This is a genomic window from Psychrobacter sp. NG25 (assembly GCF_015234355.1).
Classification (GTDB): Bacteria; Pseudomonadota; Gammaproteobacteria; order Pseudomonadales; family Moraxellaceae; genus Psychrobacter.
Window position 1 is genome coordinate 550,182 of record NZ_JADGMV010000002.1, and the last position, 24,481, is coordinate 574,662.

General features: G+C 41.2%; 20 protein-coding genes. 10 read left to right on the forward strand and 10 right to left on the reverse strand.

The genetic code is table 11. The annotated features are described in order from the left end of the window. The first annotated feature begins 36 nt into the window (after positions 1-36). The 7 genes from IPZ60_RS04980 to IPZ60_RS05010 all read left to right on the forward strand — a co-directional run bounded on the left by IPZ60_RS04980 (position 37) and on the right by IPZ60_RS05010 (position 7,511). Entirely contained in the window at positions 37-816 is a 780-nt protein-coding gene (locus tag IPZ60_RS04980; RefSeq protein WP_194196740.1) for a 1,6-dihydroxycyclohexa-2,4-diene-1-carboxylate dehydrogenase, read from the forward strand. Positions 817-894: 78 nt separating this feature from the next. Beyond that, positions 895-2,091 (forward strand): benzoate/H(+) symporter BenE, encoded by a 1,197-nt coding sequence (gene benE / locus IPZ60_RS04985; protein WP_194196741.1) that lies wholly within the window; start codon positions 895-897, stop codon positions 2,089-2,091. 115 nt (positions 2,092-2,206) lie between these two features. After that, positions 2,207-2,908 carry a 3-oxoacid CoA-transferase subunit A gene (locus tag IPZ60_RS04990; protein WP_194196742.1) on the forward strand — a complete coding sequence of 234 codons (702 nt, stop codon included), beginning with the start codon at positions 2,207-2,209 and terminating at the stop codon, positions 2,906-2,908. Positions 2,909-2,945: 37 nt separating this feature from the next. Next, positions 2,946-3,605: a 3-oxoacid CoA-transferase subunit B gene (locus IPZ60_RS04995; protein WP_194196743.1), complete on the forward strand. Its 660-nt coding sequence runs from the start codon at positions 2,946-2,948 to the stop codon at positions 3,603-3,605. 51 nt (positions 3,606-3,656) lie between these two features. After that, on the forward strand, positions 3,657-4,889 hold the full coding sequence (pcaF, locus tag IPZ60_RS05000; protein WP_194196744.1) for a 3-oxoadipyl-CoA thiolase: 1,233 nt from the start codon (positions 3,657-3,659) through the stop codon (positions 4,887-4,889). Positions 4,890-4,977: 88 nt separating this feature from the next. Then, positions 4,978-5,754 carry a 3-oxoadipate enol-lactonase gene (gene pcaD / locus IPZ60_RS05005; RefSeq protein WP_194196745.1) on the forward strand — a complete coding sequence of 259 codons (777 nt, stop codon included), beginning with the start codon at positions 4,978-4,980 and terminating at the stop codon, positions 5,752-5,754. 392 nt (positions 5,755-6,146) lie between these two features. Next, positions 6,147-7,511: an MFS transporter gene (locus IPZ60_RS05010; RefSeq protein WP_194196746.1), complete on the forward strand. Its 1,365-nt coding sequence runs from the start codon at positions 6,147-6,149 to the stop codon at positions 7,509-7,511. 506 nt (positions 7,512-8,017) lie between these two features. Here the strand turns inward: IPZ60_RS05010 and IPZ60_RS05015 are convergent. The 4 genes from IPZ60_RS05015 to IPZ60_RS05030 form a co-directional block, all read right to left on the reverse strand. Continuing rightward, positions 8,018-9,415 (reverse strand): FAD-binding oxidoreductase, encoded by a 1,398-nt coding sequence (locus tag IPZ60_RS05015; protein ID WP_320108717.1) that lies wholly within the window; start codon positions 9,413-9,415, stop codon positions 8,018-8,020. A 141-nt stretch (positions 9,416-9,556) separates the two neighbouring features. Continuing rightward, positions 9,557-10,984, reverse strand: coding sequence for a VOC family protein (locus tag IPZ60_RS05020; protein ID WP_194196748.1), 1,428 nt, complete (start codon positions 10,982-10,984; stop codon positions 9,557-9,559). 63 nt (positions 10,985-11,047) lie between these two features. Further along, positions 11,048-12,325: an aspartate aminotransferase family protein gene (locus IPZ60_RS05025; RefSeq protein WP_194196749.1), complete on the reverse strand. Its 1,278-nt coding sequence runs from the start codon at positions 12,323-12,325 to the stop codon at positions 11,048-11,050. A 281-nt stretch (positions 12,326-12,606) separates the two neighbouring features. Continuing rightward, complete coding sequence (locus IPZ60_RS05030) at positions 12,607-13,518, reverse strand: LysR substrate-binding domain-containing protein (protein ID WP_194196750.1); 912 nt, start codon at positions 13,516-13,518, stop codon at positions 12,607-12,609. Positions 13,519-13,964: 446 nt separating this feature from the next. Between IPZ60_RS05030 and IPZ60_RS05035 the strand changes: the two genes are divergently transcribed. Further along, complete coding sequence (locus tag IPZ60_RS05035; protein WP_194196751.1) at positions 13,965-15,257, forward strand: dicarboxylate/amino acid:cation symporter; 1,293 nt, start codon at positions 13,965-13,967, stop codon at positions 15,255-15,257. Between the two features lie 1,456 nt (positions 15,258-16,713). On the opposite strand, the gene IPZ60_RS05040 is transcribed toward IPZ60_RS05035, so the two are convergent. The 5 genes from IPZ60_RS05040 to IPZ60_RS05060 form a co-directional block, all read right to left on the reverse strand. Continuing rightward, on the reverse strand, positions 16,714-17,865 hold the full coding sequence (locus IPZ60_RS05040) for a M20 aminoacylase family protein (RefSeq protein ID WP_194196752.1): 1,152 nt from the start codon (positions 17,863-17,865) through the stop codon (positions 16,714-16,716). Positions 17,866-17,944: 79 nt separating this feature from the next. Next, positions 17,945-18,730, reverse strand: a complete 786-nt coding sequence (locus IPZ60_RS05045; RefSeq protein ID WP_205628041.1) for an aspartate/glutamate racemase family protein — start codon at positions 18,728-18,730, stop codon at positions 17,945-17,947. A 113-nt stretch (positions 18,731-18,843) separates the two neighbouring features. Next, positions 18,844-20,190: an APC family permease gene (locus IPZ60_RS05050; protein WP_194196753.1), complete on the reverse strand. Its 1,347-nt coding sequence runs from the start codon at positions 20,188-20,190 to the stop codon at positions 18,844-18,846. 133 nt (positions 20,191-20,323) lie between these two features. Further along, on the reverse strand, positions 20,324-21,487 hold the full coding sequence (locus tag IPZ60_RS05055; protein ID WP_194196754.1) for a Xaa-Pro peptidase family protein: 1,164 nt from the start codon (positions 21,485-21,487) through the stop codon (positions 20,324-20,326). Between the two features lie 51 nt (positions 21,488-21,538). Continuing rightward, on the reverse strand, positions 21,539-22,696 hold the full coding sequence (locus IPZ60_RS05060; protein WP_194196755.1) for a cystathionine beta-lyase: 1,158 nt from the start codon (positions 22,694-22,696) through the stop codon (positions 21,539-21,541). A gap of 101 nt (positions 22,697-22,797) precedes the next feature. Here IPZ60_RS05060 and IPZ60_RS05065 point away from each other — a divergent pair, with 101 nt between their 5' ends. Both IPZ60_RS05065 and IPZ60_RS05070 read left to right on the forward strand, forming a co-directional pair. Continuing rightward, positions 22,798-23,265, forward strand: a complete 468-nt coding sequence (locus tag IPZ60_RS05065; protein WP_194196756.1) for an Lrp/AsnC family transcriptional regulator — start codon at positions 22,798-22,800, stop codon at positions 23,263-23,265. 240 nt (positions 23,266-23,505) lie between these two features. Next, positions 23,506-24,180, forward strand: a complete 675-nt coding sequence (locus tag IPZ60_RS05070) for a hypothetical protein (protein ID WP_194196757.1) — start codon at positions 23,506-23,508, stop codon at positions 24,178-24,180. Between the two features lie 4 nt (positions 24,181-24,184). Here the strand turns inward: IPZ60_RS05070 and IPZ60_RS05075 are convergent, their stop codons facing one another. Then, positions 24,185-24,409 carry a hypothetical protein gene (locus IPZ60_RS05075; RefSeq protein ID WP_194196758.1) on the reverse strand — a complete coding sequence of 75 codons (225 nt, stop codon included), beginning with the start codon at positions 24,407-24,409 and terminating at the stop codon, positions 24,185-24,187. Between the last annotated feature and the right edge of the window lie 72 nt (positions 24,410-24,481).

A 24,481-nucleotide genomic window follows, 5' to 3' on the forward strand; every position in this document is an offset into this window, starting at 1 on the left:
ATACAGCGATAGAATACTTTTCTCTAGGAGACAGCAATGAGTAAGCGTTTTGATAATAAAGTATGTGTCGTAACGGGTGCCGCACAAGGTATCGGTCGCGGGGTCGCATTACGCTTAGCAAATGAGGGTGGCAAGATAGTCATGGCAGACGTCTCACCTTTGGTAGAAGACGTGTTAGCAGAAATCACTACAAATGGCGGGCATGCGACGACCATTCAAGCTGATCTTGAGACTTATCAAGGGGCACAGGATGTTATCGGTAAAGCACTTGATACCTACGGTCGTATTGACATATTGGTCAATAATGTAGGCGGTGCAATATGGATGAAACCATTCATCAGTTTCTCTGAGATAGAGATTGAAAAAGAAATTAGTCGCTCACTATTTCCAACATTATGGTGTTGCCATGCAGTATTGCCATCGATGATCAAACAACAATCTGGCACTATCGTTAATGTTTCCTCCATCGCAACGCGTGGTATCAACCGTATACCCTACTCAACTGCAAAAGGCGGTGTAAACGCCATGACTGCATCACTTGCTTTTGAACATGCAAGTGATGGAATTCGCGTTAATGCAGTGGCAACGGGTGGTACTGAAGCCCCGCCTAGAAAGATTCCACGTAATACAAAGCCTTTAACTGATGAAGAGAAAGGCTGGATGAACGCAGTTGTTGATCAAACCATCGACAGCACATTTGTGAAACGTTACGGCACAATAGATGAACAAGTCAATGCCATCGCATTTTTGGCTTCTGATGAATCTTCCTATATCACTGGAAGCACTATCCCTGTAGGCGGTGGTGACGCAGGCTAATCTCTCTCGTCAGGTTATTAAGTAGCATAGCTTTGAACAGAGAATTATCTAATCGCTGCTGATTTGCAAGGAAGCAATATGGCAAACGTAATACACACATTGAAAGATGACTGGTCAATCTCTGCCACCGTAGCAGGTTTTTTGGCCGTACTGATTTCTTATGCTGGCCCCTTAATTATCTTTTTTCAGGCAGCACAAGCAGCGCAGGTGTCAGAAGCGATGATGGCATCATGGATTTGGGGGGTGTCTATAGGTGCCGCTGTCTCAGGTATTTATTTATCCATTAAGTATAAAACCCCTATTATTACCGCTTGGTCAGCGCCTGGTACCGCACTATTGGTAACCGTCTTTCCGAATATGAGTATTAATGAAGCGATAGCCGCTTATATCGTATCAGGGATTGTGATTTTTTTAGTAGGTGCAACTGGCTCTTTTGACAAAATTTTAAGATGGATTCCTAATGGTATCGCTGCCGGTATGATGGCAGGCATCCTGTTTCAATTCGGCTTAGAGTTATTTGTAGCAACCAATACGATGCCGTTTATCGTGTTTAGCATGCTTGGCTGTTACTTAATGGCCAAACGATTTTCACCGCGCTATACCATGATTTGGGTACTGCTATGCGGTGTCATTTTGAGTGTTCTATTGGGGAAAATGAACCCTGTCGATATAGATTTAGCCATTACCATACCTACTGTGATATGGCCTGAGTGGACATGGAATGCCGTATTCAATCTTGCTGTTCCACTCATTCTTGTCAGCTTAACTGGACAGTTTTTACCTGGTATGGCGATTCTTAATCTTAGTGGTTATGACACACCAGCCAAGCCTATCGTCAGTATTACAAGCCTAGCTTCGTTAGCAGTCGCCTGTGTAGGGGGTATTACGATTGTCCTAGCAGCAATCACCGCAGCACTTTGTACTGGTAAGGATGCCCATGAATTAAAAGAGAAACGCTACATAGCAGGTGTAGCAAACGGTATTTTTTATCTATTAGGGGGACTACTTGCCGGTAGCATCGTGATGGTATTTAGCTTGCTGCCCAAAGAGCTAGTTGCAGCATTAGCCGGTCTTGCACTTATCGGTGCTATTTCTACCAACATTACTATAGCAATGAAAGATGACTCTCAAAGAGATGCAGCGCTAATCACTTTTTTAGCAACAGCATCTGGTATGAGTTTTCTTGGATTAAGCTCTGTTTTTTGGGGCATTCTTATCGGCATGATTGCTTACTATGTTTTAAGCAAAAAACGATTATTACCTCTATTTTCATAAGCAAAAATATACGTCATTTTTATCAATAGAACAGCCCAAACGACAAGACAGTCTCGAAGATGCATAAAACTTAAGTCTCGCAATACCTAATATTACTTTTGTATAGGACATAAACATGATTAATAAAGCTGAAAAAAATATCACGGATGTACTTAGCCAAATTAAAGATGGCGCCACTATTATGATTGGTGGTTTTGGAACTGCAGGGCAACCAGCTGAACTCATTGATGGCCTTATCAATTTAGGTGTTAAAAACCTTGTCATTATTAATAATAATGCTGGAAACGGTGATCATGGTCTTGCCAGATTATTAAAAACGGGCGCGGTACGTAAAATCATTTGTTCTTTTCCTCGTCAATCAGACTCATGGGTATTCGATGAGCTTTATCATGCAGGAAAAATTGATCTGGAATTAGTACCACAAGGTAATTTGGCTTGCCGTATTCAAGCGGCAGGCATGGGGCTTGGAGCCGTATATACACCAACAGGGTTCGGCACTCTACTCGCAGAAGGCAAAGAAACTCGTCATATCGATGGCAAAGACTATGTCTTGGAATATCCAATTAAAGCTGATTTCGCCTTAATAAAAGCAAACAAGGGTGATCGTTGGGGTAACTTAGTTTACCGAAAATCTGCACGTAACTTTGGTCCAATTATGGCAATGGCAGCTGACGTGACTATCGCTCAAGTCTCTCAAACAGTTGATCTAGGTGAGCTTGATCCTGAGCACGTTATTACACCAGGCATTTTTGTGCAGCACGTGGTGCAAGTCCAACCTGCTAGCACTAGTACTGAACTTTCTGATACTGCAGCGTAGCCACCGCTAAATACTGCCAATTATAAGGAGCGTCATCATGAGCCATACCTCTTACAGCGTTTTGACCCGTGACCAAATAGCCGAACGAGCTGCACAAGACATTCCAGATGGAGCCTATGTCAATTTAGGCATCGGACTACCGACTAAAATCGCACAATATTTATCTAATGATAAAGACGTATTTTTGCATTCAGAAAACGGCTTATTAGCTTTTGGTCCATCACCTGCCAAAGGTGAAGAAGATCCCGAACTGATTAATGCTGGAAAGGAATACGTTACTATGCTCGATGGCGGTAGCTACTTTCATCATGGTGACTCTTTTGCCATGATGCGCGGTGGCCATATCGACATTTGCGTGTTGGGTGCGTTTCAAGTAGCTGCTAATGGTGATTTAGCCAATTGGAGTACTGGTGCAGAGGATGCGATACCCGCTGTTGGAGGTGCTATGGACTTAGCCGTCGGCGCCAAAAAAGTTTTTGTAATGACCAATCACATCACCAAAACTGGGGATCCTAAAATCGTCAGCGAACTTACCTACCCTGTGACTGGGAAAAATTGCGTAGATCGGATTTATACTGATTTATGCGTCATTGATGTCACTGATAAAGGACTGCTAGTCACTGAAATGGTCGATGGTATGAGCTTTTTGGACTTGCAAGAATTGACTGGTGCAATGTTAATTGACGCTACTCAATAAAAACAGGTCTTACTCAAAACTTCAAACAACCAAAAATTCAGGATAATCGCCATGACTGATTCAACTGTCTATTTAAACGATGCTTATATTATCGATGCCATTCGCACTCCTTTTGGTCGTTACGGCGGCGGTCTAGCACCTGTACGTGCAGACGATTTAGGCGCTATCCCTATCAAGGCGCTAATCGAACGTAATACTAATGTCGATTGGGTAAAAGTAGATGACGTCATCTACGGCTGTGCTAATCAAAGCGGTGAAGACAACCGTAACGTCGGACGTATGTCGTCATTGCTAGCCGGCCTACCTTATCAAGTGCCTGCAACTACTGTTAATCGCTTGTGCGGCTCGTCGATGGATGCGTTAGCGATAGCGGCGCGTGCGATTAAAGCCGGTGAAGCTCATCTAATTATCGCAGGTGGTGTTGAGAGCATGAGCCGTGCACCATTTGTAATGGGTAAATCAGACAAATCCTTTGGTCGTAGCCAAAATCTTGAAGATACCACCATGGGTTGGCGCTTTATCAATCCAAAACTTGATGAGCTATATGGAACAGAAACCATGCCTCAAACGGCTGAAAATGTTGCAGAGCAATTTAATGTCAATCGAGCTGACCAAGATGCATTTGCATTACGTAGCCAACAACGTACTAAAGCGGCGCAAGAGTCTGGATTCTTCAAAGATGAGATTACCCCTGTCGTCATCCCACAACGTAAAGGCGAGCCTGTCACCATCGATACTGATGAGCATCCTCGTGCTGATACTACACTTGAGAAGTTGACCAAATTACGCCCTATCGTCACCGCAGATGGCACAGTAACCGCTGGAAATGCTTCTGGAATCAATGATGGCGCAGCAGCCTTCCTAGTAGCGTCAGAGCAAGCGATTAAAGAATTCAATCTAAAGCCGCGTGCACGTATTGTGGCCTCAACTACGGTAGGCGTTGAGCCACGTATTATGGGCTTTGCCCCAGCACCAGCGATGAAAAAGCTACTAGCGCAAACTGGCCTGTCACTTGATGATATGGATGTCGTTGAGTTAAACGAAGCCTTTGCATCGCAATCATTAGCCTGTACTCGTGATTTAGGTCTGCCTGACGGTAGCGCACGTGTCAATCCGAATGGCGGTGCGATTGCCCTTGGTCATCCACTCGGTGCATCAGGTGCACGTTTGATCTTAACCGCTCTCAATCAGCTTGAAAAAACAAGTAAGCGTTATGCCATCTGCTCAATGTGTATCGGTGTTGGACAAGGCATCGCAATGATTATTGAGCGTGTTGAGAGCTGATTAATCGTTCAAAATAAGATAGACACCCAGCTCAATAAGTCAAAAAGAAGACCTTAATCACCCGACAGTTAAAACAAGGACGTTCATCATGCCTGTATTTGAAAATAAAGGTGTCACGCTAAACTATACCACCTTTGGAGATAGCAGCAACCCTACCCTAATATTCTCCAACTCTTTAGGTACTAGCTATCATATGTGGCAACCACAAATCGATACCTTACAAGCCGATTACTTTATCATCTGCTATGACACTCGTGGCCATGGTAAATCATCAGCACCCAGAGGTCCTTATAATTTAAACCAGCTTGGGCAAGATGTGATTGATTTGTTAGATCACCTGCATCTTGATAAGGTGTTTTTTTGTGGCATTTCTATGGGCGGCATGACAGGTCAATGGTTAGCTATCAATCACCCTGACCGCTTCCACCACTTGATGTTATGTAATACTGCAGCGAAAATTGGTAACGAAATAGCATGGACGGAGCGTTCAAAATTGGTACGTGAGCAAGGTCTAGCTCCTATCGCGGCTACAGCTGCTCCACGTTGGTTCACAGCAGATTTTATCGATCATTACCCAGATGTAGTCGCGGCATTTTCTAGCGCTCTTGCGGCTGGCAGTGCAGAGGGCTACGCAAGCTGCTGCGAGGCGTTATCTATCGCTGATACTCGCAAGCAGTTAAAAGATATTCGTGTACCAATTACAGTGTTGGCAGGCATTGAAGACCCGGTGACGACCGTTGCCGATGGTCAATACATGGTTGATCATATACCTAACGCTACGCTTGCGACTATCGAAGCCTCTCATATCTCAAATATTGAACAACCTGAAGTATTTAATGAGTATGTTAGATATTACCTACAATAACGCCAGTAAATGCTTTTAAAAAACACATTTATTAGCCTTGATTAATTAGGCTAATTTAATCTATTTATCTTACATTTTTAATCATCTATATATTTTTTTAGTATATGGATGATTTTCTGCGCATCCAGTATTTTTATATTAGAAATCAATGAAAATTTTTGGTGTTAGTTGTCTTACATACACTCACTGCAAGCATCATTCTTCGTATCTAATACTTTATAAGAGTACTCACTCCTCTAATTAAGATGAAGGCCAACATTATTTCAATAAAGTGTTATATGGAAAGATATACCTTTTAGGTATCGATTAATACCTAGATAGTTTTTGACTTAGCACCTGTAAAACCCTAACTTGTAAAGCACGTATAAGGATATCATCAACGGAGAATATGAATGGAATCTCAAACCTTAAACATCAATAAAGTTATTGATGAAGCCAAATTTTCACCTTTTCATTGGAAAGTCCTGTTTTGGTGCTTATTGATTATTATCTTTGACGGCTACGACCTCATTATTTACGGCGTGGCTCTCCCACTACTTATGGAAGAGTGGTCGTTAACTTCGGTACAAGCAGGTTTTCTTGCTAGCGCAGCACTATTCGGCATGATGTTTGGCGCCATGATTTTTGGCACTTTATCTGACAAGATCGGTCGTAAAAAAACAATTATGATCTGTGTCGCTCTATTCAGTAGCTTTACTTTCTTTGGTGCTTTCGCTAGTGGGCCTATGCAGTTTGCGGCTTTACGCTTCATTGCAGGTCTAGGTATTGGCGGCGTGATGCCAATCTGCGTGGCACTAACATCTGAATACGCACCGAAACGTATGCGTAGTACTTTAGTCGCTATTATGTTCAGTGGTTATGCAATTGGTGGTATGACGTCAGCATTATTAGGATCTTTTTTGGTTCTAGATTTTGGCTGGGAAATTATGTTTTATATTGCGGGCATTCCTACTTTACTATTGCCAATTATATGGAAGATGCTACCTGAATCCTTGATGTATTTGGTCAAAGAAAATCGAGAAGACGAAGCTAAAAATATCGTTCAAAAATTGGCTCCTCAAGAAAAAGTTACACCCTCTACCACTTTAGTACTGGACGAACCCACCAAAGGTGATGATGCCCCAATTAAAGCGTTATTTCTGAATAGACGTGGATTCACTACTATTATGTTTTGGATCGCATTTTTTATGTGTTTGCTGATGGTTTACGCTTTAGCAAGCTGGTTACCAAAGCTAATGATTCAAGCCGGTTACTCGCTAGGTGCTAGTATGCTATTTCTATTTGCACTTAATATTGGTGGGATGATTGGGGCTATTGGCGGTGGCGTACTGGCCGATAAGTTTCATTTAAAACCTGTATTGACTATTATGTTTGTCGCTGGTGCCGTGGCACTAATACTACTTGGCTACAATAGTCCTCAAGTTGTACTGTATACCCTTATTGCGATTGCTGGCGCTACCACTATCGGCTCACAAATTCTGCTCTATACTTTTGTGGCTCAATATTATCCTACCGCTGTACGTACGACGGCTATGGGTTGGGCATCAGGTATTGGGCGTATTGGTGCTATCGTAGGTCCAATCCTAACTGGTGCGCTACTCACCTTAGAGCTGACCCATCAGATGAACTTCTTATTTATTGCTATACCAGGTATTATCGCAGCCATCGCTATCTTCTTAGTGAATCTTACTGCAGCAGTGGACAGTAAACATGGTAGCGTGACACCAGCTACTTTAGATAGACCTATAGCAACCTAGGTCTGAGTCAGACTTTACTTTCGTTCAGATATTCTTTTCTTATAATTATCAGTGTTGAGCGTACTCACAATGTGGGTACGCTTTTTTGATACTTTGAATGAAAGATTAGTCCTCTGCTGTTCATCACTTAAAAGTTTCATTTGTAGATCCTTACTTTTCAAAGAACTGCTAATACTATTGATTTTGATACTCTGAATTTATTGATATAGTCTAATCCAAATAAAACTGGAACAACCCATATCATGAAAGAGTTTAGGTGATACTGTTAGTATTAGGATTTGTGAAAAACCTGTATTTAAGCTACCTCATTAAGAACTTCCAATAAATTGAAGGTACTTTTTTATTGCTCATTATGTTTTACCAATATATAAAAAATAATGAAAATTTTATGATTACATTATTATGCACTGGTATGTAAACAACCCCTTAGAATTAAAGATATTAAAAAAGACGCTAGCCTTTCGGGTTAGCGTCTTTTTATTTGGGTTAAGCGTTTAGCATGCTTCTCACATATCAAAAATCTTACCACGGTTCATGATATTTTTTGGATCGAAGACTTTTTTGACTTCCTTTAGGTACTCAATCTCAGTCTCGCTACGGCTATAGTGCAAGTACGGCTTCTTAGTCATACCAACCCCATGCTCAGCAGACACTGAACCACCATATTTCTGTACTGTCTCAAACACATATTTATTGACGACCTGACACTCAGCAAAGAAATCATCTTTGCTCATATTCTCAGGTTTCAAGATGTTCAGATGCAAATTACCATCGCCGATATGACCGAACCAGCAAACTTCAAAGTCAGGATAGTTGCTGCTGACAATGTGATCAATCTCTTCGATAAAGGTCGGTACATGGCTTATCAGCACCGATACATCATTTTTATAAGGGGTAAATCCTGAGATGGTCTCTGAGATATACTCTCGTAGCTTCCACAGCTCTTCAGCCTGTGTGAGGTTTTGGCTCATAACCCCATCGACGACCCAGCCTTGCTCCATACAATGCTCAAATATGGCCATGGCTTTATCCATGATTGGCTCATAGGGTGCTTCAAATTCTAATAGCGTATAGAACTTGGTACGGGATTCAAACGGCTCTTGTACTTGACCATGTGCCATTAGCTTATCAATCGCTACATCGTCAAAGAACTCAAATGCCGTCAAATCAATTTGTGTTTGAAAAGCAGAGAGTACGTTCATAACGTCATTAAAGCTGTCCATACCAAGCACCATAACGTTTAAATCTTGGGGCTGACGCTCAAGTTTGATTTGTGCATGAGTGACGAGTCCAAGTGTACCTTCACTACCGATAAATAACTGGCGCAGGTCATAACCCGTGGCATTCTTTACCATACCGCGGTTGAGATGCAAGATATCACCTTTACCCGTAACAACAGTCAAGCCCATAATCCATTGACGGGTCATGCCATAACGAATGACTTTGATACCGCCAGCATTGGTACCGATATTGCCACCGATTTGACTAGAACCTGCTGAGGCAAAGTCGACAGGGTAGTATAGGTCTTTAGATTCAGCAAACTGTTGCAGCTGCTCGGTGACCACACCTGCTTCAATCTCGACCATGCGATCTGCAGGGTAAAATTGTCCGATACGGTTCATTTTATCCATGCTCACGACTATCTCGCCATTAGCCGCCACGGCACCAGCAGACAGACCAGTACGGCCGCCACTAGGTGTCAGGACGACGTTGTGCTCATTGGCAAGTAATACGATAAATTGCACTTGCTCTGTGGTCTTTGGAAAGACGATAGCAGATGCAGCTGGAGCAAAGTGCTTGGTCCAGTCTTTGCCCCAATGCTCTAAGCTTTCAGCATCAGTTTTGATTTGGCTGGCGTCGAAATCATGATCTTGTTGCAACTTTTGTATGATAATATCAACCACCCCTTGTGAGAGGTCTGAAAAATTATTCACCGGATATATTCCCTAAGATAGTAAATAAAAACGCATTAATAGCTGCCACTATTTTTATCAATAGTGAGACAGAGGTTTTGCTATTTTGAACCGACTATACGTGTTTAACACTTATGCCATCTTTTGCAAAGCAACAAAACAATCTTGCAGACTCTGAGCTTGGGTCGTCTCATACAAAGCCAATTCATCTTGAACGTGAGTACCCAGTGCTTTTTCAAACTCCTGTTGATTCGAATTTCCCTCATAACTACTTTGTTCAGTGTCACGTAGATTCGACTGAAAAATTCCTGCCGCACTCACAGGTAAAAAATCTTCGTAAACAATAGGCTCAATACGTATCACGTTTTTTTCGATCAGCTCGATAATCGCGGATTTGGACTCAGCCGTCTCCAAGCTCGTGAGTTGCAAGTCAGTATTGCTGTTATCCACTGGTTGATAATAAAAATACGCTAAACCTTCTCTATGTAGCGTTTGATAATCATCAGGGAATTCAGCAAATGTCGCCTCTAAAATCTGATAATACTGTGAGGCATTGGCTTCATTTGGGGTCACACCTAGCTTTTCACGAGCGTCACTCAGCAGTTTGTCATATAGTGCTCGACCCTTTGGCGTCAATGCCACACCGCGCTGCTCAATCTCACCAAAGCGTGCCGTATGTTGGCCTTGCTCATAGCTACTTTGTCCTGCATCGGCCAACGTATTCTTAAAGCGAACCGCTTCTTCTAGTGCCTTAAAGCTCGTTTGTCTTAATAAAATAGGGCAATTTCGTTTTGGTGGCCCTTCGATGATCGCTTTTGGCGGTATCCCTCTTGCTTGCATGCTGTGCTGTACAGTATCAATATCCAACGTTCGAGGTGTTAGGTGGTTGATATGTGGGCCTTTAAACCCGACCACATCAGCGATGAGACCATGTTGCTGCAACAGCTTTTCATACAGCGCTTTTGACACAGGGGTTTTGTCATGCCAGCGAAACGTTTCTAATGCCTCAACAACGAACTGCTGGCCTGCTTGCTTGCTCAAACCACCTTGCACTTCAAAAGACTCAATGAGCTCGATGACAGTATCAGTAAAGATATTGCGGCGGGCCAATGCTGCTACAGCCTCTTCTTTGAGCGCTTCGTTACCAATAAGATCTAAACGTAATAATGACGTAAACACTCGAAAGGGGCTTTTACTCAATGACGTTGCATCAGTCGCTCGAAATGCGGTGGAGTGTACAGGCACACCAGCTGGGGCCAAATCATAGTAGCCCACAGGATACATACCCATCACTGCAAACAATCGACGCATCATACTAAGCTCAGCAGCAGTACCCACTCTAATGGCACCGTGGCGCTCCATACTGAGCCTATTCATTTCGCCAGTATGCTCAAGCTGCGCTTTGATATCAGGTTGAGCAGCTAAAACCTCTGTGTTCACGTCAGTGACCAAATCAACAAGATCGCCATATAACGGTACTTCTGCTTGATACATCGCTGACATGGCCATAGAAAACTCATGGCGAATGTCATCACTGCTCATAAAATTGTGATTACTCATAGATATTTATCCTTTTTTACATCTACGGCGGGCTTGAATCCCATTAATAATTAATCTGTATATTTAAGACCACTCGACTGGATTTTGATTAGGAATCGTACGTAATACGTCTCTTAAAATATCAAGGCCAGCTTTTAGCGTTTCAGGCTCAATGGTCAGAGGTGGTAACAATCGAATGATATGACGGTATTTACCACTTGGCATGAGCAGTAGGCCTCGCTTTCGCGCTTGGGTTAGTACGTGAGCCATCACACTAGGATGAGATCCATACTCCGCATGACGCAGCTCAATACCGCGCATCGCCCCAATACCCGTGAGACCATACAGCCAAGGGGAAACGCCTTCCGCCTGCCATTGCGCGATACTTGTTTCAATTGCTTGCGCATAGTGCTTAGCCGATGCCCATATCTCATCCTCTTGCATGATATCTATCGTGGCATTTGCCGCTGCACACGCCACTGGATTACCAGAGTACGTGCCGCCCAAACTGCCTTTAGGCAAGCCATTTATCACACTGGCCTTGCCTACGACTGCACCTAAGGGCAAGCCGCCTGCGATACTTTTGCCCAGTAGTATCATATCTGGCTCAATGCCCAAATGTGAAAAGGCAAAAGGTGAACCAGTACGCCCATAGCCTGATTGAATCTCATCCATAATCAACAAGATACCGTGCTCATCACAAAAGGCGCGCAGGTACTGAGCAAAAGAGGGTGACATTAATTGAAACCCACCCTCCCCTTGTATGGGCTCTGCGATAATCGCACCAATATTACTGATGTCAGTTTCTACTTCAAACAAACGATTTAGCGCATCGATTGCCTGTTGGTCACTCACCTCATTGTCTGGACTTGGGAAAGGAATATGGTAGACACTACACCCTAAAGGCCCCAGTCCTCGCTTGTACGGAGCAACTTTACCATTCAAGTTGACAGCGGCGAGCGTCCGTCCATGGAACCCACCATCAAACGCAATGACACCGACGCGTTGGGTTTTGAGACGGGCAATCTTTATAGCGTTTTCTGTGGCTTCCGCACCAGAATTGGTGAGCATGCCCGATAGCTCACCACTGATAGGGATGAGCTCGCACAATCGTGGCATGAAGGTTTGATAGGGAGTGTGAGCAGCTGCATTGTAGGCATAATGAATGAGCGATTGGGTTTGATTGATAATGGCCGTCACGATGTGAGGGTGGCAATGTCCAAAATTCAAGACCCCTATGCCACCCACAAAATCAATATAGCATTGGTCGTTATTGTCCCAAATTTTTGCATTTTTACCTTTGGTTAAGGTGATGGGATGCACCATCGTAAAAGCATCAGTGACGTTGTATAGCTTATCCATTAAGAGTCTCTTATCTTCCTTAAATGTGACCCTCATTTCAGCAAAACCTGATGCACTCAGCAAACGAATAATAGTTGTGCTTTCATTCCTTTTTGTCATTGTGGTAAAAAATCAAAGCTAAAACAGAAAAGATCTAAGCATAAATATATATTTAATCAATGGCTTATAAATATCCTCAACAGCTTTTATTACGGTGGATGCTTGCACTGATTACTATCGATTAGCGGTAAATATTTATCTGACCAACAAGCACGACTCGTTTTTTAACGGTTCAACCTGCCCTAGGTTTCAAGATAAGCAGATATCCAGTTTATAATGACTTTTATTCTGTGTGACTCACCAAGTGATAATGGATAAGTCATATAGTAAGCTCCTCTTCCTTTTGCAGCATAATCCCATGCGGTGACTAGCGCACCTGACTGCAACTCACGTTCTACCAAGCGTAGCGGTACCAACGCGAGACCATACCCCAATAATGCCGCTGATATACATGCCTGAAACGTATCAAAACGCGGGCCAATAAATGTATTATCAACACTGACCTCTTGTTGTTCAAAGTATTCGTACCATGCATTCAAGCGCGAACTGAGATGTAATAAGGTGTAATTTGCAATACCGCTAATGAAGATCTTTTTATCTTTTAAATAGTCAGGATGACAAACAGCCACACTATATTCATCAAACAGTTTAATCGTCTCCATCCCACCCCAGATACCCGTACCATATAAAAAAGCAATATCGACATTTTGGTCTTCAGAAAAAAACGGCCCAACCTGTTCTTTGACTTCTAAATTAATTAAAGGATACGCTTTATCAAATCCGCTCAAAGCAGGAATTAGCCAGCGTGAACAAAACGTTGGGTGCGAGACAATCCTCAGTACCTCGGTATTGTCATTATGAGACACTAAATTAGTAGTCGCTATTTCAATATGCTTCAATATATCGAGTACGTCCAAATAATAAGTCTTACCAGCAGGCGTCAATGAGATTTTTTGCGGTGTTCGATAAAACAGAGCAATATTTAGCACTTCCTCTAGCTGCGCGACTTGCTTACTAATGGCGCTTTGAGTCATATGCATCTCTTGCGCTGCATTGGTAAAACTTAAGTGTCTAGCCGCTGTCTCAAAACATTGTAAAGCTTTGGTTGAAGGATATTTTCTAAAATCTAGCGAACTGTTGGTATCCGTTTTCATAACTTTTTTTCAAATCCAAAATAGTAATTGTGGTTAGGGCCTGCTGGTATAATCCTGCTTCGCTTGCTGTGTACAAAATACTTCAAAGGCTGCAAAACCTATCCCAACCATCCTGTATCCGCTTTAAATTAATCAACTATATATTAAGTAAAGCGCCTAAGCATTCACTAAAAATAGGCGTGCATTCCTCCCTGAGTAAGAAAAAAAGGAATGCTCGCCATAATTTAATTCGCTTGTCTCAGTGATTGTTGGTGTTTAGTATCCTTACCTTAAGGAAAAATTCTAATATCATATGTCTGAAAACTGACAGCATCCGTATCAATCGAAAAAGTTTGAATCATACAGGACTGGACAATGGAATGTCTAAAATCGAAATATTCTCTTGCCCATCTCGACATATCCTTTCAAAGGTCAGTGACAGATATTGTAAATAACAGGAGATAGTAATGGGAATAATTTGGCGTTGGTATACCAGCATGTCATTCATGGTAAAAATGACGGGCGGCTTTTTAATAGGTATCTTTTTGGCACTGGTCTTAGGCGAGCATAGTAGCTTTCTATCACCGCTTGGAACCCTGTTTTTGAACTTACTAAAAATGGTCGTGATACCTCTTGTCCTTTTCTCTTTGATAGTCGCAGTCAACCATTCCAACCCTAAAGAACTCGGTCGGATAGGACTAAAAATATTCCCCTTTTATATCGTCTCGACTGGTATTGCTGTGGTCGTTGGCATTGTTTTGGCAAAAATGACCAATCCTGGTGCAGGATTTTCGTTGCCGACCGCCGTAACTATGGATACCCCTGCCCGCCCATCTTTCATTGATACCATACTGAATATGGTACCCAGTAATATTTTCCATGCTTTTGCTCAAGGTGATATTCTCGCGGTCGTATTTGTCGCGGTTATCTCTGGATTGGCTATTTTGTTCATGCGCCATTCAGCAGATGAGAAGCAACAAGAGATGGGTGATTTCTTATTCAGAATGCTCGAAGCCTGTAACGAAGTCGTCTCTAAAATACTAAACGGTATTCTATTATACGCACCGATTGGTGTATTGGGCATCACTGCCAATACCTTTGGCACACAAGGATTGGATGTCGTTATTGCGCTAGGTAAATTCATTGGTACTTCATACCTTGGCGTCATCATACTGGTGGGTGTTGTGTTCCCAATCATGTTGAAACTCTTTGGCGTGAAAGTCATTCAATTCTATAAAAACATCAAAGAAGCAGCCTTTACCTCATTTGTGACCAGCAGTAGCCTGAGCACACTACCGATTACCATTAAATGTGCAGAAAAAGCAGGTATTGGTGAGCGTGTTGCCAAACTGACATTGCCTATTGGCGCAACTGTAAACATGAATGGGACGGCATTACGTTTTGGTGTCGCTGTCATCTTTGCAGCAGAAATCATGGGGATGTCACTGTCGGTACCTGAATTGGCCACCATTGTCATCATTGGTACTATGGCCGCGATTGGTACGGCTGGTGTCCCAGGTGCTGGGTTGATTGGTATGTCTATCGTCTTTACCCAAGCGGGATTGCCCATCGAAATCGTTGCGCTCACCGCAGGTATCAATATCCTGGTCGATATGATCTTCACTTTTGGCAACGTCGTTGGTGACTTAGTGGGTGCCAAAATAGTAGATCAGACTGAGAAAAGAAGTAACTTTGGAGACTTAACTGATGCTAATTTGGGACATCAAAATGAGATGCAAAAAGTGATCGCTATTGAATAAATTTTAACTAGAAAAATTAATAATATCTGAATATATTCTAGGATTACTCACATGAGTATTATGCACATCACATAACACTCATGTCGATATTGCCGTTTGCCTATAACGCCGCTTAGAGTGTCTCAAGTTTGCAACATATCAACGCACCTTAAATAAACGGAGTAGTCGCAATAGGGCTGCAAACTCAAGGTTGTATGTATAAGGTGTTTGAAAGGCACTAACATTAATTAATGAAGATATTATAGGGTCTGTTGAACATTCAAACATTAGGGCTGATGATCGCTAAAATTACACCAAATTAGGCGCAAGCCGACTATGTCGAGACCTTAGCTAGGCTTACAACAACGTTTGAGGAGATTCTAGCACCAGCCTTTCATGGCAGTACTAATTATAACCATCCTCTTATACTTTTAGTACGAAAAGACCTTTTGATCTTTAGATTTCATAGCTTAGAGTATTTTATCGATTTCATGTTTTTATCTAGGTAAGCTTCTTAATATTGGAGTTTCCTCTATTAATGTTCCATGTCCTCGATCAACACCATAATCTTTAAGTAAATATCTAAAAACTGGTTTTTTCCGCTATCCAAAACTCACTACTAACCATCGTTCTAGCCGTTGTATTGGTTCACGTAACGCAGTTGAATACGTTGCCATACCACCACTTAATCCCATCAGGCAGCCTAATCCAGTATCAGTCAAACGCGCTTGGATAACCGCTTTATAGTTCTGAAGGAGACTGGCAAGTCGCTACCATATTCAGCAATAAATATTGTTAGCGGTGTAATAAACACTACTGCTATAGTCAGTCTACAATAAACTTAGCACAACCCATATCATAGAACAATTCGTCTAAATAACTCTCCATCTATCCTTGGTATAGAAACTCCTCTTGCACCCATTTTTTTCAATAGAGTTTAGATTAGGCTCACCTACGAAGCACTGCTGCTAAGACAGATATTCTTAAATAACAATGGCATAACCTTCATGATAGCTAATATAGCAATATTACATAATCTACTTAAGAGACTATAACCTTCAAAAAATTTTAAGCTAGGTTGTATATGATATATACCTGTCTCAGGCCTTTATTATTCTTAGGTAAAGTTTTCAATATCGGGGTTTACAGAGATGCAAGACAAGAGTTGTTCTCACAGTGGGACGAGCATTTAAAAGGGTTTAAGCTATAGATCGCCAAGACAAATGTAGTTTAACTTTTACCGTCAGGCTGCACAACTAAGATATCCCAAGCTAGTTTCTACTAGTTTTACAGCATAGATCAAGCCCGCCTCTAATATGCTCGGAGAGGGTCACTTAAACTAATTTTAGATAACGTGTGAAGTCCATAGTTTTTTATATGAAAAAATGGTGCAGACATTAATAAAACCTACAATAAGGTTGCGATTTTTAAGTTGCAACCTTAATTTGGTACGTATAAATATTACATAACAACGCCATTATTGACTAAGCTGCTGCTCAACCAAGGTTATCCAGTAATCAATGCCAATGGCTAAAATACCGTCGTTAAAATCATAAAGTGAGTTATGTAGAGCAGTACCGCCACACTCGCCTTCACCATTACCAATCAAAATATAACAACCATCAATCTCACGTAACATAAATGAGAAATCCTCACTGATTGTGTATCGTTCACAATTGCCATTTACGTTATCAGCGCCAACCACTTTTTTTGCCGCTGTGACAGCATGAGTCGTCTCAACTGGAGCATTGACCGTAGACAAACAAGTGCTGTTGAAGTGATATTCATAATCAACTCCTGCAGATATACACTGCCCTTCCACCACACGTTCAATGGCCTTTTCAATTTTACCCAATGCTGAATCGGTAAAACTGCGCGTGTCACCAGTGATCGTAACTTGTGAAGGAATAACATTAACCGTACCATTGGTCTCAAAGTTGGTCACTGAGATTATAGCGGTTTCATCTATGGCACTTAAATTACGCGAAACAATCGTTTGCAATGCAGTAACCACTTGCGCACCAACAACGATCGGATCTGTACCCATATGCGGTAATGCCGCATGCCCACCAGTGGCATTGATAACAATTTTAAAGCTGCTTTCACTTGCCATCAATGAGTTTGGTCTAGTTATAAACTGTCCTGCTGGAACACCAGGGATATTATGCATACCATATATGGCGTCCATCTTCCAGCGGGTGAATAAGCCGTCAGCAATCATTGCTTTTGCACCAGTAGCTCGCTCTTCATCTGGCTGAAAAATGAAATGCACTGTACCATCAAAGCGTTTATTATTTGCCAGTGCGTAAGCAGCCCCTAGCAACATAGCAGTATGCCCATCATGCCCGCAAGCATGCATCACGCCATCATTCTTTGAGGTATGGCTGAACGTGTTTTGTTCATGTATTTGTAGCGCATCTATATCAGCACGTAGACCAATTGAGCGCGCACTAGTACCATTTTTTAAAATGCCAACCACACCAGTGCCACCAATATTGCGATGAACTTCCAGTCCAAACTCTTCGAGTTTATTAGCGACAAATTCTGCAGTCTTAAACTCTTTGGTACTCAGCTCAGGGTGCTGATGTATATGATGACGCCATTCGACTACTTTTTGTTCTAAATTCATGAATATGTCCTTTTATTGCTATTAAAAAAGCTTCCTCATTACCGTTATTCCTCCACCAATATAAGCTTATCAATGGAAATTATTTCTCACCATTTAGCAATTTACCGTAGCCTGAACATTTAGCTGTTTTGCCACAAAGTTGCATAGAATGCCAAAATAGAGCTGAATTACTAGAAATGATAGGAATACCATATTTATCTTCAAGATACTGAATATGTTCTACTGCTCGAAGACTGGTACAAGACATAAATATTGCTTCTGCTCCAGTATCTTTTACAAGGATTTCAATACCCTCTTCAAAACTACTTAATGACGCTTTATGAATCATATTATCATCCATAATCCCTAACCCAGTTAATGCGACTAATTCAAAACCAGAATCTTCTAATCGCAGTTTAAGTTGGTAGTTAACATCGGTTGGATAGGGAGAAAATATAGCTATTTTCTTTGCGTTAAGATGTTTAAAGGCTGCTTTTGCAGCAGACCATGGGTTTGTAGTAGGTATATCACCACGCCCTTCTGTCAGCAGGTTGGAGACTTTTTCTTCACCAATCACAAAGGAGGCAGAGGTACATGCAAATGCCATAACATCCATTGGTAGTCCGTCCGCCACCAGTAACGCAGCTGCACCAATGCTTGCAGCAACTTCATCCAACGCTTCTGGTGTCATGCCGTTTTTTTTAAATACGCGATTGCTGAATAAGGACGCTTGTTCTGCCAGTAAATGTGACCAATCTGTTTCTAAAGTATGATCATTGGCTAATTGCACCAGACCAATATGTACTCTGTCTGGACGAGGTGCAGGCGTAAATGTCAACTTGATCTCAAAATCATTAAATTGCTCAAGATTCATATTCATATCCATTGTTATTTCCGTCATAGCAATACTGTATCCATCATATTGCTATATTTAGAATAGTGATAATTGAACGTTTTATCAGTGTTATATCTGAAGGATAATAAAAGAGTGATACTTGGTTAGATAGTCGTCGCAATTTTCGGGCTCTCAACATTAATTTCTTTATCTTTTCTAATGGCATAAATAATTCCTGCAACAAAAGCTAGTCCCGTTACCAGTACAATGTACAGTTTGATAGAAGTAATTGAATTGTATATAAGAATCCCTTGCACCACACCAGCAAGGCCTACTAGCGTATAAAATGCCCATAAAGGAACTTTTTTACCAAACTCTCGCGTTGCCCAAGCATGTGGAAATTTACTAGGCAACATTGCAATTGATACCATCATAAAAATACCAATACAGATATCAGTAAGAATGTAGGTATTTGCGATAGTACTGATATCCCAACCAAGAATGATTGGTAGCATAGAGGCCAGCCAACAAAGCGTTAAAATCTTCCAAGGAGTGCCTCTTCTATTGGTAACAGCGAAGCTTTTTGGGAACCATCCATCATGCGTAGCTGCTTGAATAGGTTGTACATAAGAGGCATAAACACTATTAATGGTTGTCGACAGAGCCATAAATGGTCCGCAGATCATAAAAAACACGAATAATGGTGTTGAGAGAACTTCTCGCGCAACAAGGGTCATAGGCTGGTTAGCAACTTCATCAATAGGAAGAACACCACTGGCTACGACCGAAACGCCAAGATAGATTATAAAAATTGTAGCGGTTGTACCTATCATCGCGAAAGGAATGTCTTTTTTAGGATTTTTGGCGTATTTACTAAAATACATTAGATAGTATTGGGCATATGTTGCAAAAGAAAGTAAGCAAGCTGCTTTAAAGATACCTAGATTACCTTGGGATGCAAAATCTGGATTTGCTTGTGGTGAAAGAAGGCTAAAGTCAACTTGCCCAAAGCCAATTAGAATAAATGTCGCAACACCAACCAACAGCAGAGTTGTCATTATGTTTTGGAATCTAGATAGAGTATCTAGACCAAATAAATTCACAATATAGAATACCGTTAAACCTGCAATGGCACCCGCTGAAGGAGTGACTGAGGGAAGTAAGGAGTTTATGTAAAACCCTAGCGCTAATGCATATATAGCGACCGTAGGAAAATATAGAAAGAAGCTTACAACGTACATGCCCGCATATTTTTTGCCAAGTATTCTACTAATAAGAGCGTAAGGGCCACCATCTAAAACCATCGCACCACTCGCAAATAACATAGGTATGTTATAGAGCAGTCCAAATATAAGTGCAATGCCAAAAGCCAACCACAAAGCATGTCCAGTGAGTCCAATACCTGCACCGACAAGCGAAAACAGCCCAGCACCGACACAAATGCCGATCCCCATGGCTAATAGCGTCCATTTGCCCAGAATATGATGATTTCTGTCTAAAGAATTTGACATCTTATTTTATTCCCTATTAATATTCAGTGGATATATCACTTCCGATGTGATTTTTTAGAGCGGTCAAAGTACCTATAGCTGTCCTTTTATATGGGATTCACCTATACGCCTCTTTCATCCGCTCTTGATGCTATTAGTCAATAATAATTAATTCAGGTTCAGCTCGTTTTGTTAACCACTCTGCACCATCTTCTGTAATGACAATGTTTTCTTCATGCAACATCATTTTGTCTAACGCATAGGTCATACCTGGCTCTAGAGTAAGCACCATACCTGGTAGAAGAACGGTATTATCCGTGGCGGTATGAGAAGGACGTTCGGTCAACTCCATACCCAAACCATGACCCAGACGACCAATGTCACTTCCTAACGCTCCATTGGCTTCTAATACATTCCACATTGCATTGTAGATATCTGTTGTAGTTGCGCCAGGACGCGCGGCTTCAAAGCCTTTAGTCGTAGCCTCATAAGTAGCGCGATAAGCCGCTTTCGTTTGTTCGCTAGCACGACCAAACGCCCAGTTACGATCAAAATCAGAAAAATAACCATCCCAGACGGCGCCAGTATCAATTAACAAGACGTCACCAGAATCGATGACTCGATCAGTGGGTCCCATCAAAATCTCGTAATAACCATCTGGCCCTGACCCTGCGATAACAAAAGGTGTCTCGTCAACGCCCTCTCTCATCATATCTATACTAAATTGTTTACAGATTTCACGTTCTGTCATGCCCACTTTTGCGTATGTCGGTATTTTGTCAAAACCTGCATTTGTGATACGACAAATTTCACGAGTCTTGGCAATCTCAGCTTCTGATTTGATTTGACGTAATGTATGTACATCAAGTGACACATCAACAAAATCACTGCTTACCATGCTAGTCAGCAATGCATAGTTGTTGATGGGCATTCGTAAATGAGACTCTATACCTAATGTAGCGCCGATTCGTCCATGCTTACGAGGCAGCGTATTAAGAGTATTGGCCAATAGACTAATGCCATCGTCTTCTGGCTGAGGTGAAGCCCAAGTGTATATATCTTCAATCCAAGTTTCTGCCATGCCGGTAGCTCCTATTTTAGGAATAACGGCAATGGGTTTCCCTGCTGCTGGCACAACGACAAACCAAGGACGAGTGGGACTACGCCAGAATTGAGATAAAAAACCAGTAAAGTATCGAACATTTGGTTCAGTAGTAAAAATCATTGCATCGAGTTTGCGCTTATACATCATTTTCTGAGCATTTTCTGTTCTGGTTTCAAACTCTTTTTGAGTAAACCCTCTTGTGAGTTCGTTCATATTTATAACATCCATGTATATTGAAATTTGTTTATATAATCAGATTTTATTTTAAGAAGTGACTAATTGCATGGCCTGCTGTAAATCAAGAATTAAGTCGTCAGTATTTTCCAGACCTATATTCAGTCTAACTAGACGGCCTTCATAATCTTTATTTGGGCGTTCGATAGAGGGGTAAACTAAGGCCAGACTGGTTACACCACCCCAGCTCATACCAATTTTGAATAGCGCTAAAGAATTAATAAAATTTTCAACTTCAAGCGCGCTGACATAGTCTTTGAAAATAAAAGAGAAAACACTGCTAGAGCCTGTGAAATCACGTTTCCAAAACTCATGACCAGGACAAGAAGGTAAGGCGGGATGTAACACTTGCTCAACGTTAGGATTTTCTGCTATCCAGTGGGCAACTGTGAGCGTTGATTTTTCAAGATGAGCAAGTCGAATGGCTAGTGTTTGCAAACCTCTAAGCGCTAAACTACAATCATCTGGAGACACGGCGAGCCCTAACTGCTTAAAAGTGGCACCTACTTTTGCTTTTAACTTTTCAGAATTTACGGAAACAGTACCTAAAAGCAAATCACTATGCCCGCCGACATACTTAGTCAGTGCTTGAATACTAATATCAACATCATGACCAAATGCATCAAAGTGTACTCCTGCTGCATAAGTATTATCTAATGCAACGATGACGTCACTCTTGTGAGCTTCGACACAAATGGCTGGAATATCTTGTACTTCCATAGTGACGGAACCAGGGCTTTCAACCCATATCAAAGTAGTATTTTCTCTAATAAGATGAGAAATATCAGCGCCTAGCATTGGATCATATGCCTCAACTTCGATACCTAAGTTTTTAAGCATACCTTGCGCCATCTCTTTACTTGGGCCATAGGCAGAATAAGGTACTAAAGCATGACTTCCACTCTGGCAAGTGGCCAAATAAACCAACGCAATTGCAGCTTGTCCTCCTGGAACGGTAAAAGTATGATGTGCATTCTCTAGCTCGGCTATACGTTCCGCTAATTCAATGGTCGTCGGCGTTCCGTATAAACCGTAACTATAACCATTTTGTTTTTGATCCCAGCCATCAACTACGTCCGATTGTTTTTCAAACAAAACAGTAGAGCCTCTATAGGTGGGAGTAACTAGAGACTTAAAACCTGGATTGGATAAAACTTGAGGTTGAGTTAATTTAGTTTGCCAATGCATACTTATTTCCTTTAAGTATTGTTAATTTGTACTTGTAAGTTTAGCTTTTTTGCTATAAGAATAACGGTCTGAATATAGCCATTAAATGGGAAAAATTACCAATGAAGACAGCTGATTTGCTAGATAATTTCGATAAGGAGATATTGCGCGTTTTGCAAGAGGATAATAAAACCTCCTTAAAATTTCTTTCTGAAAAAGTTTGTCTATCTATAGCATCCGTTCAACGCAGAATAAAAAAGATGGAGGACAATGGTGTTATTGCTACTAATACAGCAATCGTTGATCCTATAAAAATCGGGAAACTCATTACTATTGTTGTTGAAATACATATAGAAAAATCTCATTCATCAGATTTAGAAACGCTAAAAAAGTCCTTTTCATCACCGTCGATACAGCAGTGTTACTACGTAACAGGGGATGCGGATTTTATTTTGATTTTGGTGGTATCAAGCATGGAAGAGTATAGTGTTATTAGGAAAGAATTGTTCTATGACAATCCTAATATTAAGTGGTTTAGAACGATGATAGTGATGGATCGCGTGAAATCGACATTGCATCAATTGATATAGCTTCATAAAACTTAGTTAGGGTCTAAACAGGCTGAGATAATATAAAAAAGATTAAAGTACACGCTATTTTCATAACTACTGAAGTGTTGACCTATGCTGTTCATATTTTAATCATTAAATTTATATGTAACGGCTTTATTACCGTATAGCACTCTTATCAGACCTTACAAGAAGAAATTTTGAAATATCGTTGAGTCTAGTAGGATATTTTTGAATAGCTATTAAATTTAAGAGAATACTATGAAAGTTTTACAATTTAGCTCAATTATCGCGTTAGTGACATTAACCACGCTGGCCGGTTGCCAGCATACGGATAAAACGTTAGAGGGTTCACTAGAAATAAAGCCATCCAACGTCATGCAGAAATTGTTTAGTATCAATACGGATGAAGTATTTTATATCACTTTCCCTGACCATAAGAATCAAGTGGAATTGACAAATTTTATCAGCGCCAATGACAGCCAAGGTAGCAAACCATATGTGAGAGGTGTATTAGCAAATAATAAAAATTATTCAGCGTCGCTGGACTATACCAATATCACCGCGTTAAACAGCTCAGAAGATAAAAATGTTTTTAAATTTATCGCTCCTTATACACTAACCAATACTACCCCTGTATCAGATGAAGCGCTGTCTAATTTAGATAATCCAAACCTTCCTAGCAGCTCACTTTATTTAGGATTTTTTGAGCTAGATTACAACACCAATAATATCACTCAACATAATCAACAGCTCTTAGGGAAGTACAGTACGCTGACTGACATAAACTATGATGGACAAGAGACTGTCAATGTCAGCATACGTCAGTACCCAACAGAAACCGACCAAAATAAAAACGTCAGGTCTAGTATTCATGCTCTGACGTTTAAAGCGGGCGAAAAGATGACACTGATTGATAATGTGGTTGTGGAATAAGTGTTTAGTTCATTTGAGTCCCTGTCACGCTTGTTTTTACCTGCATGATTAGTGATAAGCAATAAAGGATTACTGCTAAGGCTAAAAAAATAAAAGTCAGAGGTAAAAACAAGCTGTCTTGAAGCACGCCATCAGAAGCAATGCCACCATAAAACAAGCTTTCCATCAGCCCAGACATTCCAGCGAGGGCCAGCATAATTGAGCCACTGATAAATAATTTAGATGTCATGAAAGCTCCATAGGCTGATATTTAAGAATAATAAGTCATTTTAAATTTAGAAGTATTCATCAAGTCATGAGT

Bases quoted from the DNA above. Each gene is read 5' to 3' on its own strand.
- IPZ60_RS04980 (WP_194196740.1), top strand. From the start codon at position 37: ATGAGTAAGCGTTTTGATAATAAAGTATGTGTCGTAACGGGTGCCGCA.
- benE (WP_194196741.1), top strand. From the start codon at position 895: ATGGCAAACGTAATACACACATTGAAAGATGACTGGTCAATCTCTGCC.
- IPZ60_RS04990 (WP_194196742.1), top strand. From the start codon at position 2,207: ATGATTAATAAAGCTGAAAAAAATATCACGGATGTACTTAGCCAAATT.
- IPZ60_RS04995 (WP_194196743.1), top strand. From the start codon at position 2,946: ATGAGCCATACCTCTTACAGCGTTTTGACCCGTGACCAAATAGCCGAA.
- pcaF (WP_194196744.1), top strand. From the start codon at position 3,657: ATGACTGATTCAACTGTCTATTTAAACGATGCTTATATTATCGATGCC.
- pcaD (WP_194196745.1), top strand. From the start codon at position 4,978: ATGCCTGTATTTGAAAATAAAGGTGTCACGCTAAACTATACCACCTTT.
- IPZ60_RS05010 (WP_194196746.1), top strand. From the start codon at position 6,147: ATGGAATCTCAAACCTTAAACATCAATAAAGTTATTGATGAAGCCAAA.
- IPZ60_RS05020 (WP_194196748.1), bottom strand. From the start codon at position 10,984: ATGAGTAATCACAATTTTATGAGCAGTGATGACATTCGCCATGAGTTT.
- IPZ60_RS05025 (WP_194196749.1), bottom strand. From the start codon at position 12,325: ATGGATAAGCTATACAACGTCACTGATGCTTTTACGATGGTGCATCCC.
- IPZ60_RS05030 (WP_194196750.1), bottom strand. From the start codon at position 13,518: ATGAAAACGGATACCAACAGTTCGCTAGATTTTAGAAAATATCCTTCA.
- IPZ60_RS05035 (WP_194196751.1), top strand. From the start codon at position 13,965: ATGGGAATAATTTGGCGTTGGTATACCAGCATGTCATTCATGGTAAAA.
- IPZ60_RS05040 (WP_194196752.1), bottom strand. From the start codon at position 17,865: ATGAATTTAGAACAAAAAGTAGTCGAATGGCGTCATCATATACATCAG.
- IPZ60_RS05045 (WP_205628041.1), bottom strand. From the start codon at position 18,730: ATGGATATGAATATGAATCTTGAGCAATTTAATGATTTTGAGATCAAG.
- IPZ60_RS05050 (WP_194196753.1), bottom strand. From the start codon at position 20,190: ATGTCAAATTCTTTAGACAGAAATCATCATATTCTGGGCAAATGGACG.
- IPZ60_RS05055 (WP_194196754.1), bottom strand. From the start codon at position 21,487: ATGAACGAACTCACAAGAGGGTTTACTCAAAAAGAGTTTGAAACCAGA.
- IPZ60_RS05060 (WP_194196755.1), bottom strand. From the start codon at position 22,696: ATGCATTGGCAAACTAAATTAACTCAACCTCAAGTTTTATCCAATCCA.
- IPZ60_RS05065 (WP_194196756.1), top strand. From the start codon at position 22,798: ATGAAGACAGCTGATTTGCTAGATAATTTCGATAAGGAGATATTGCGC.
- IPZ60_RS05070 (WP_194196757.1), top strand. From the start codon at position 23,506: ATGAAAGTTTTACAATTTAGCTCAATTATCGCGTTAGTGACATTAACC.
- IPZ60_RS05075 (WP_194196758.1), bottom strand. From the start codon at position 24,409: ATGACATCTAAATTATTTATCAGTGGCTCAATTATGCTGGCCCTCGCT.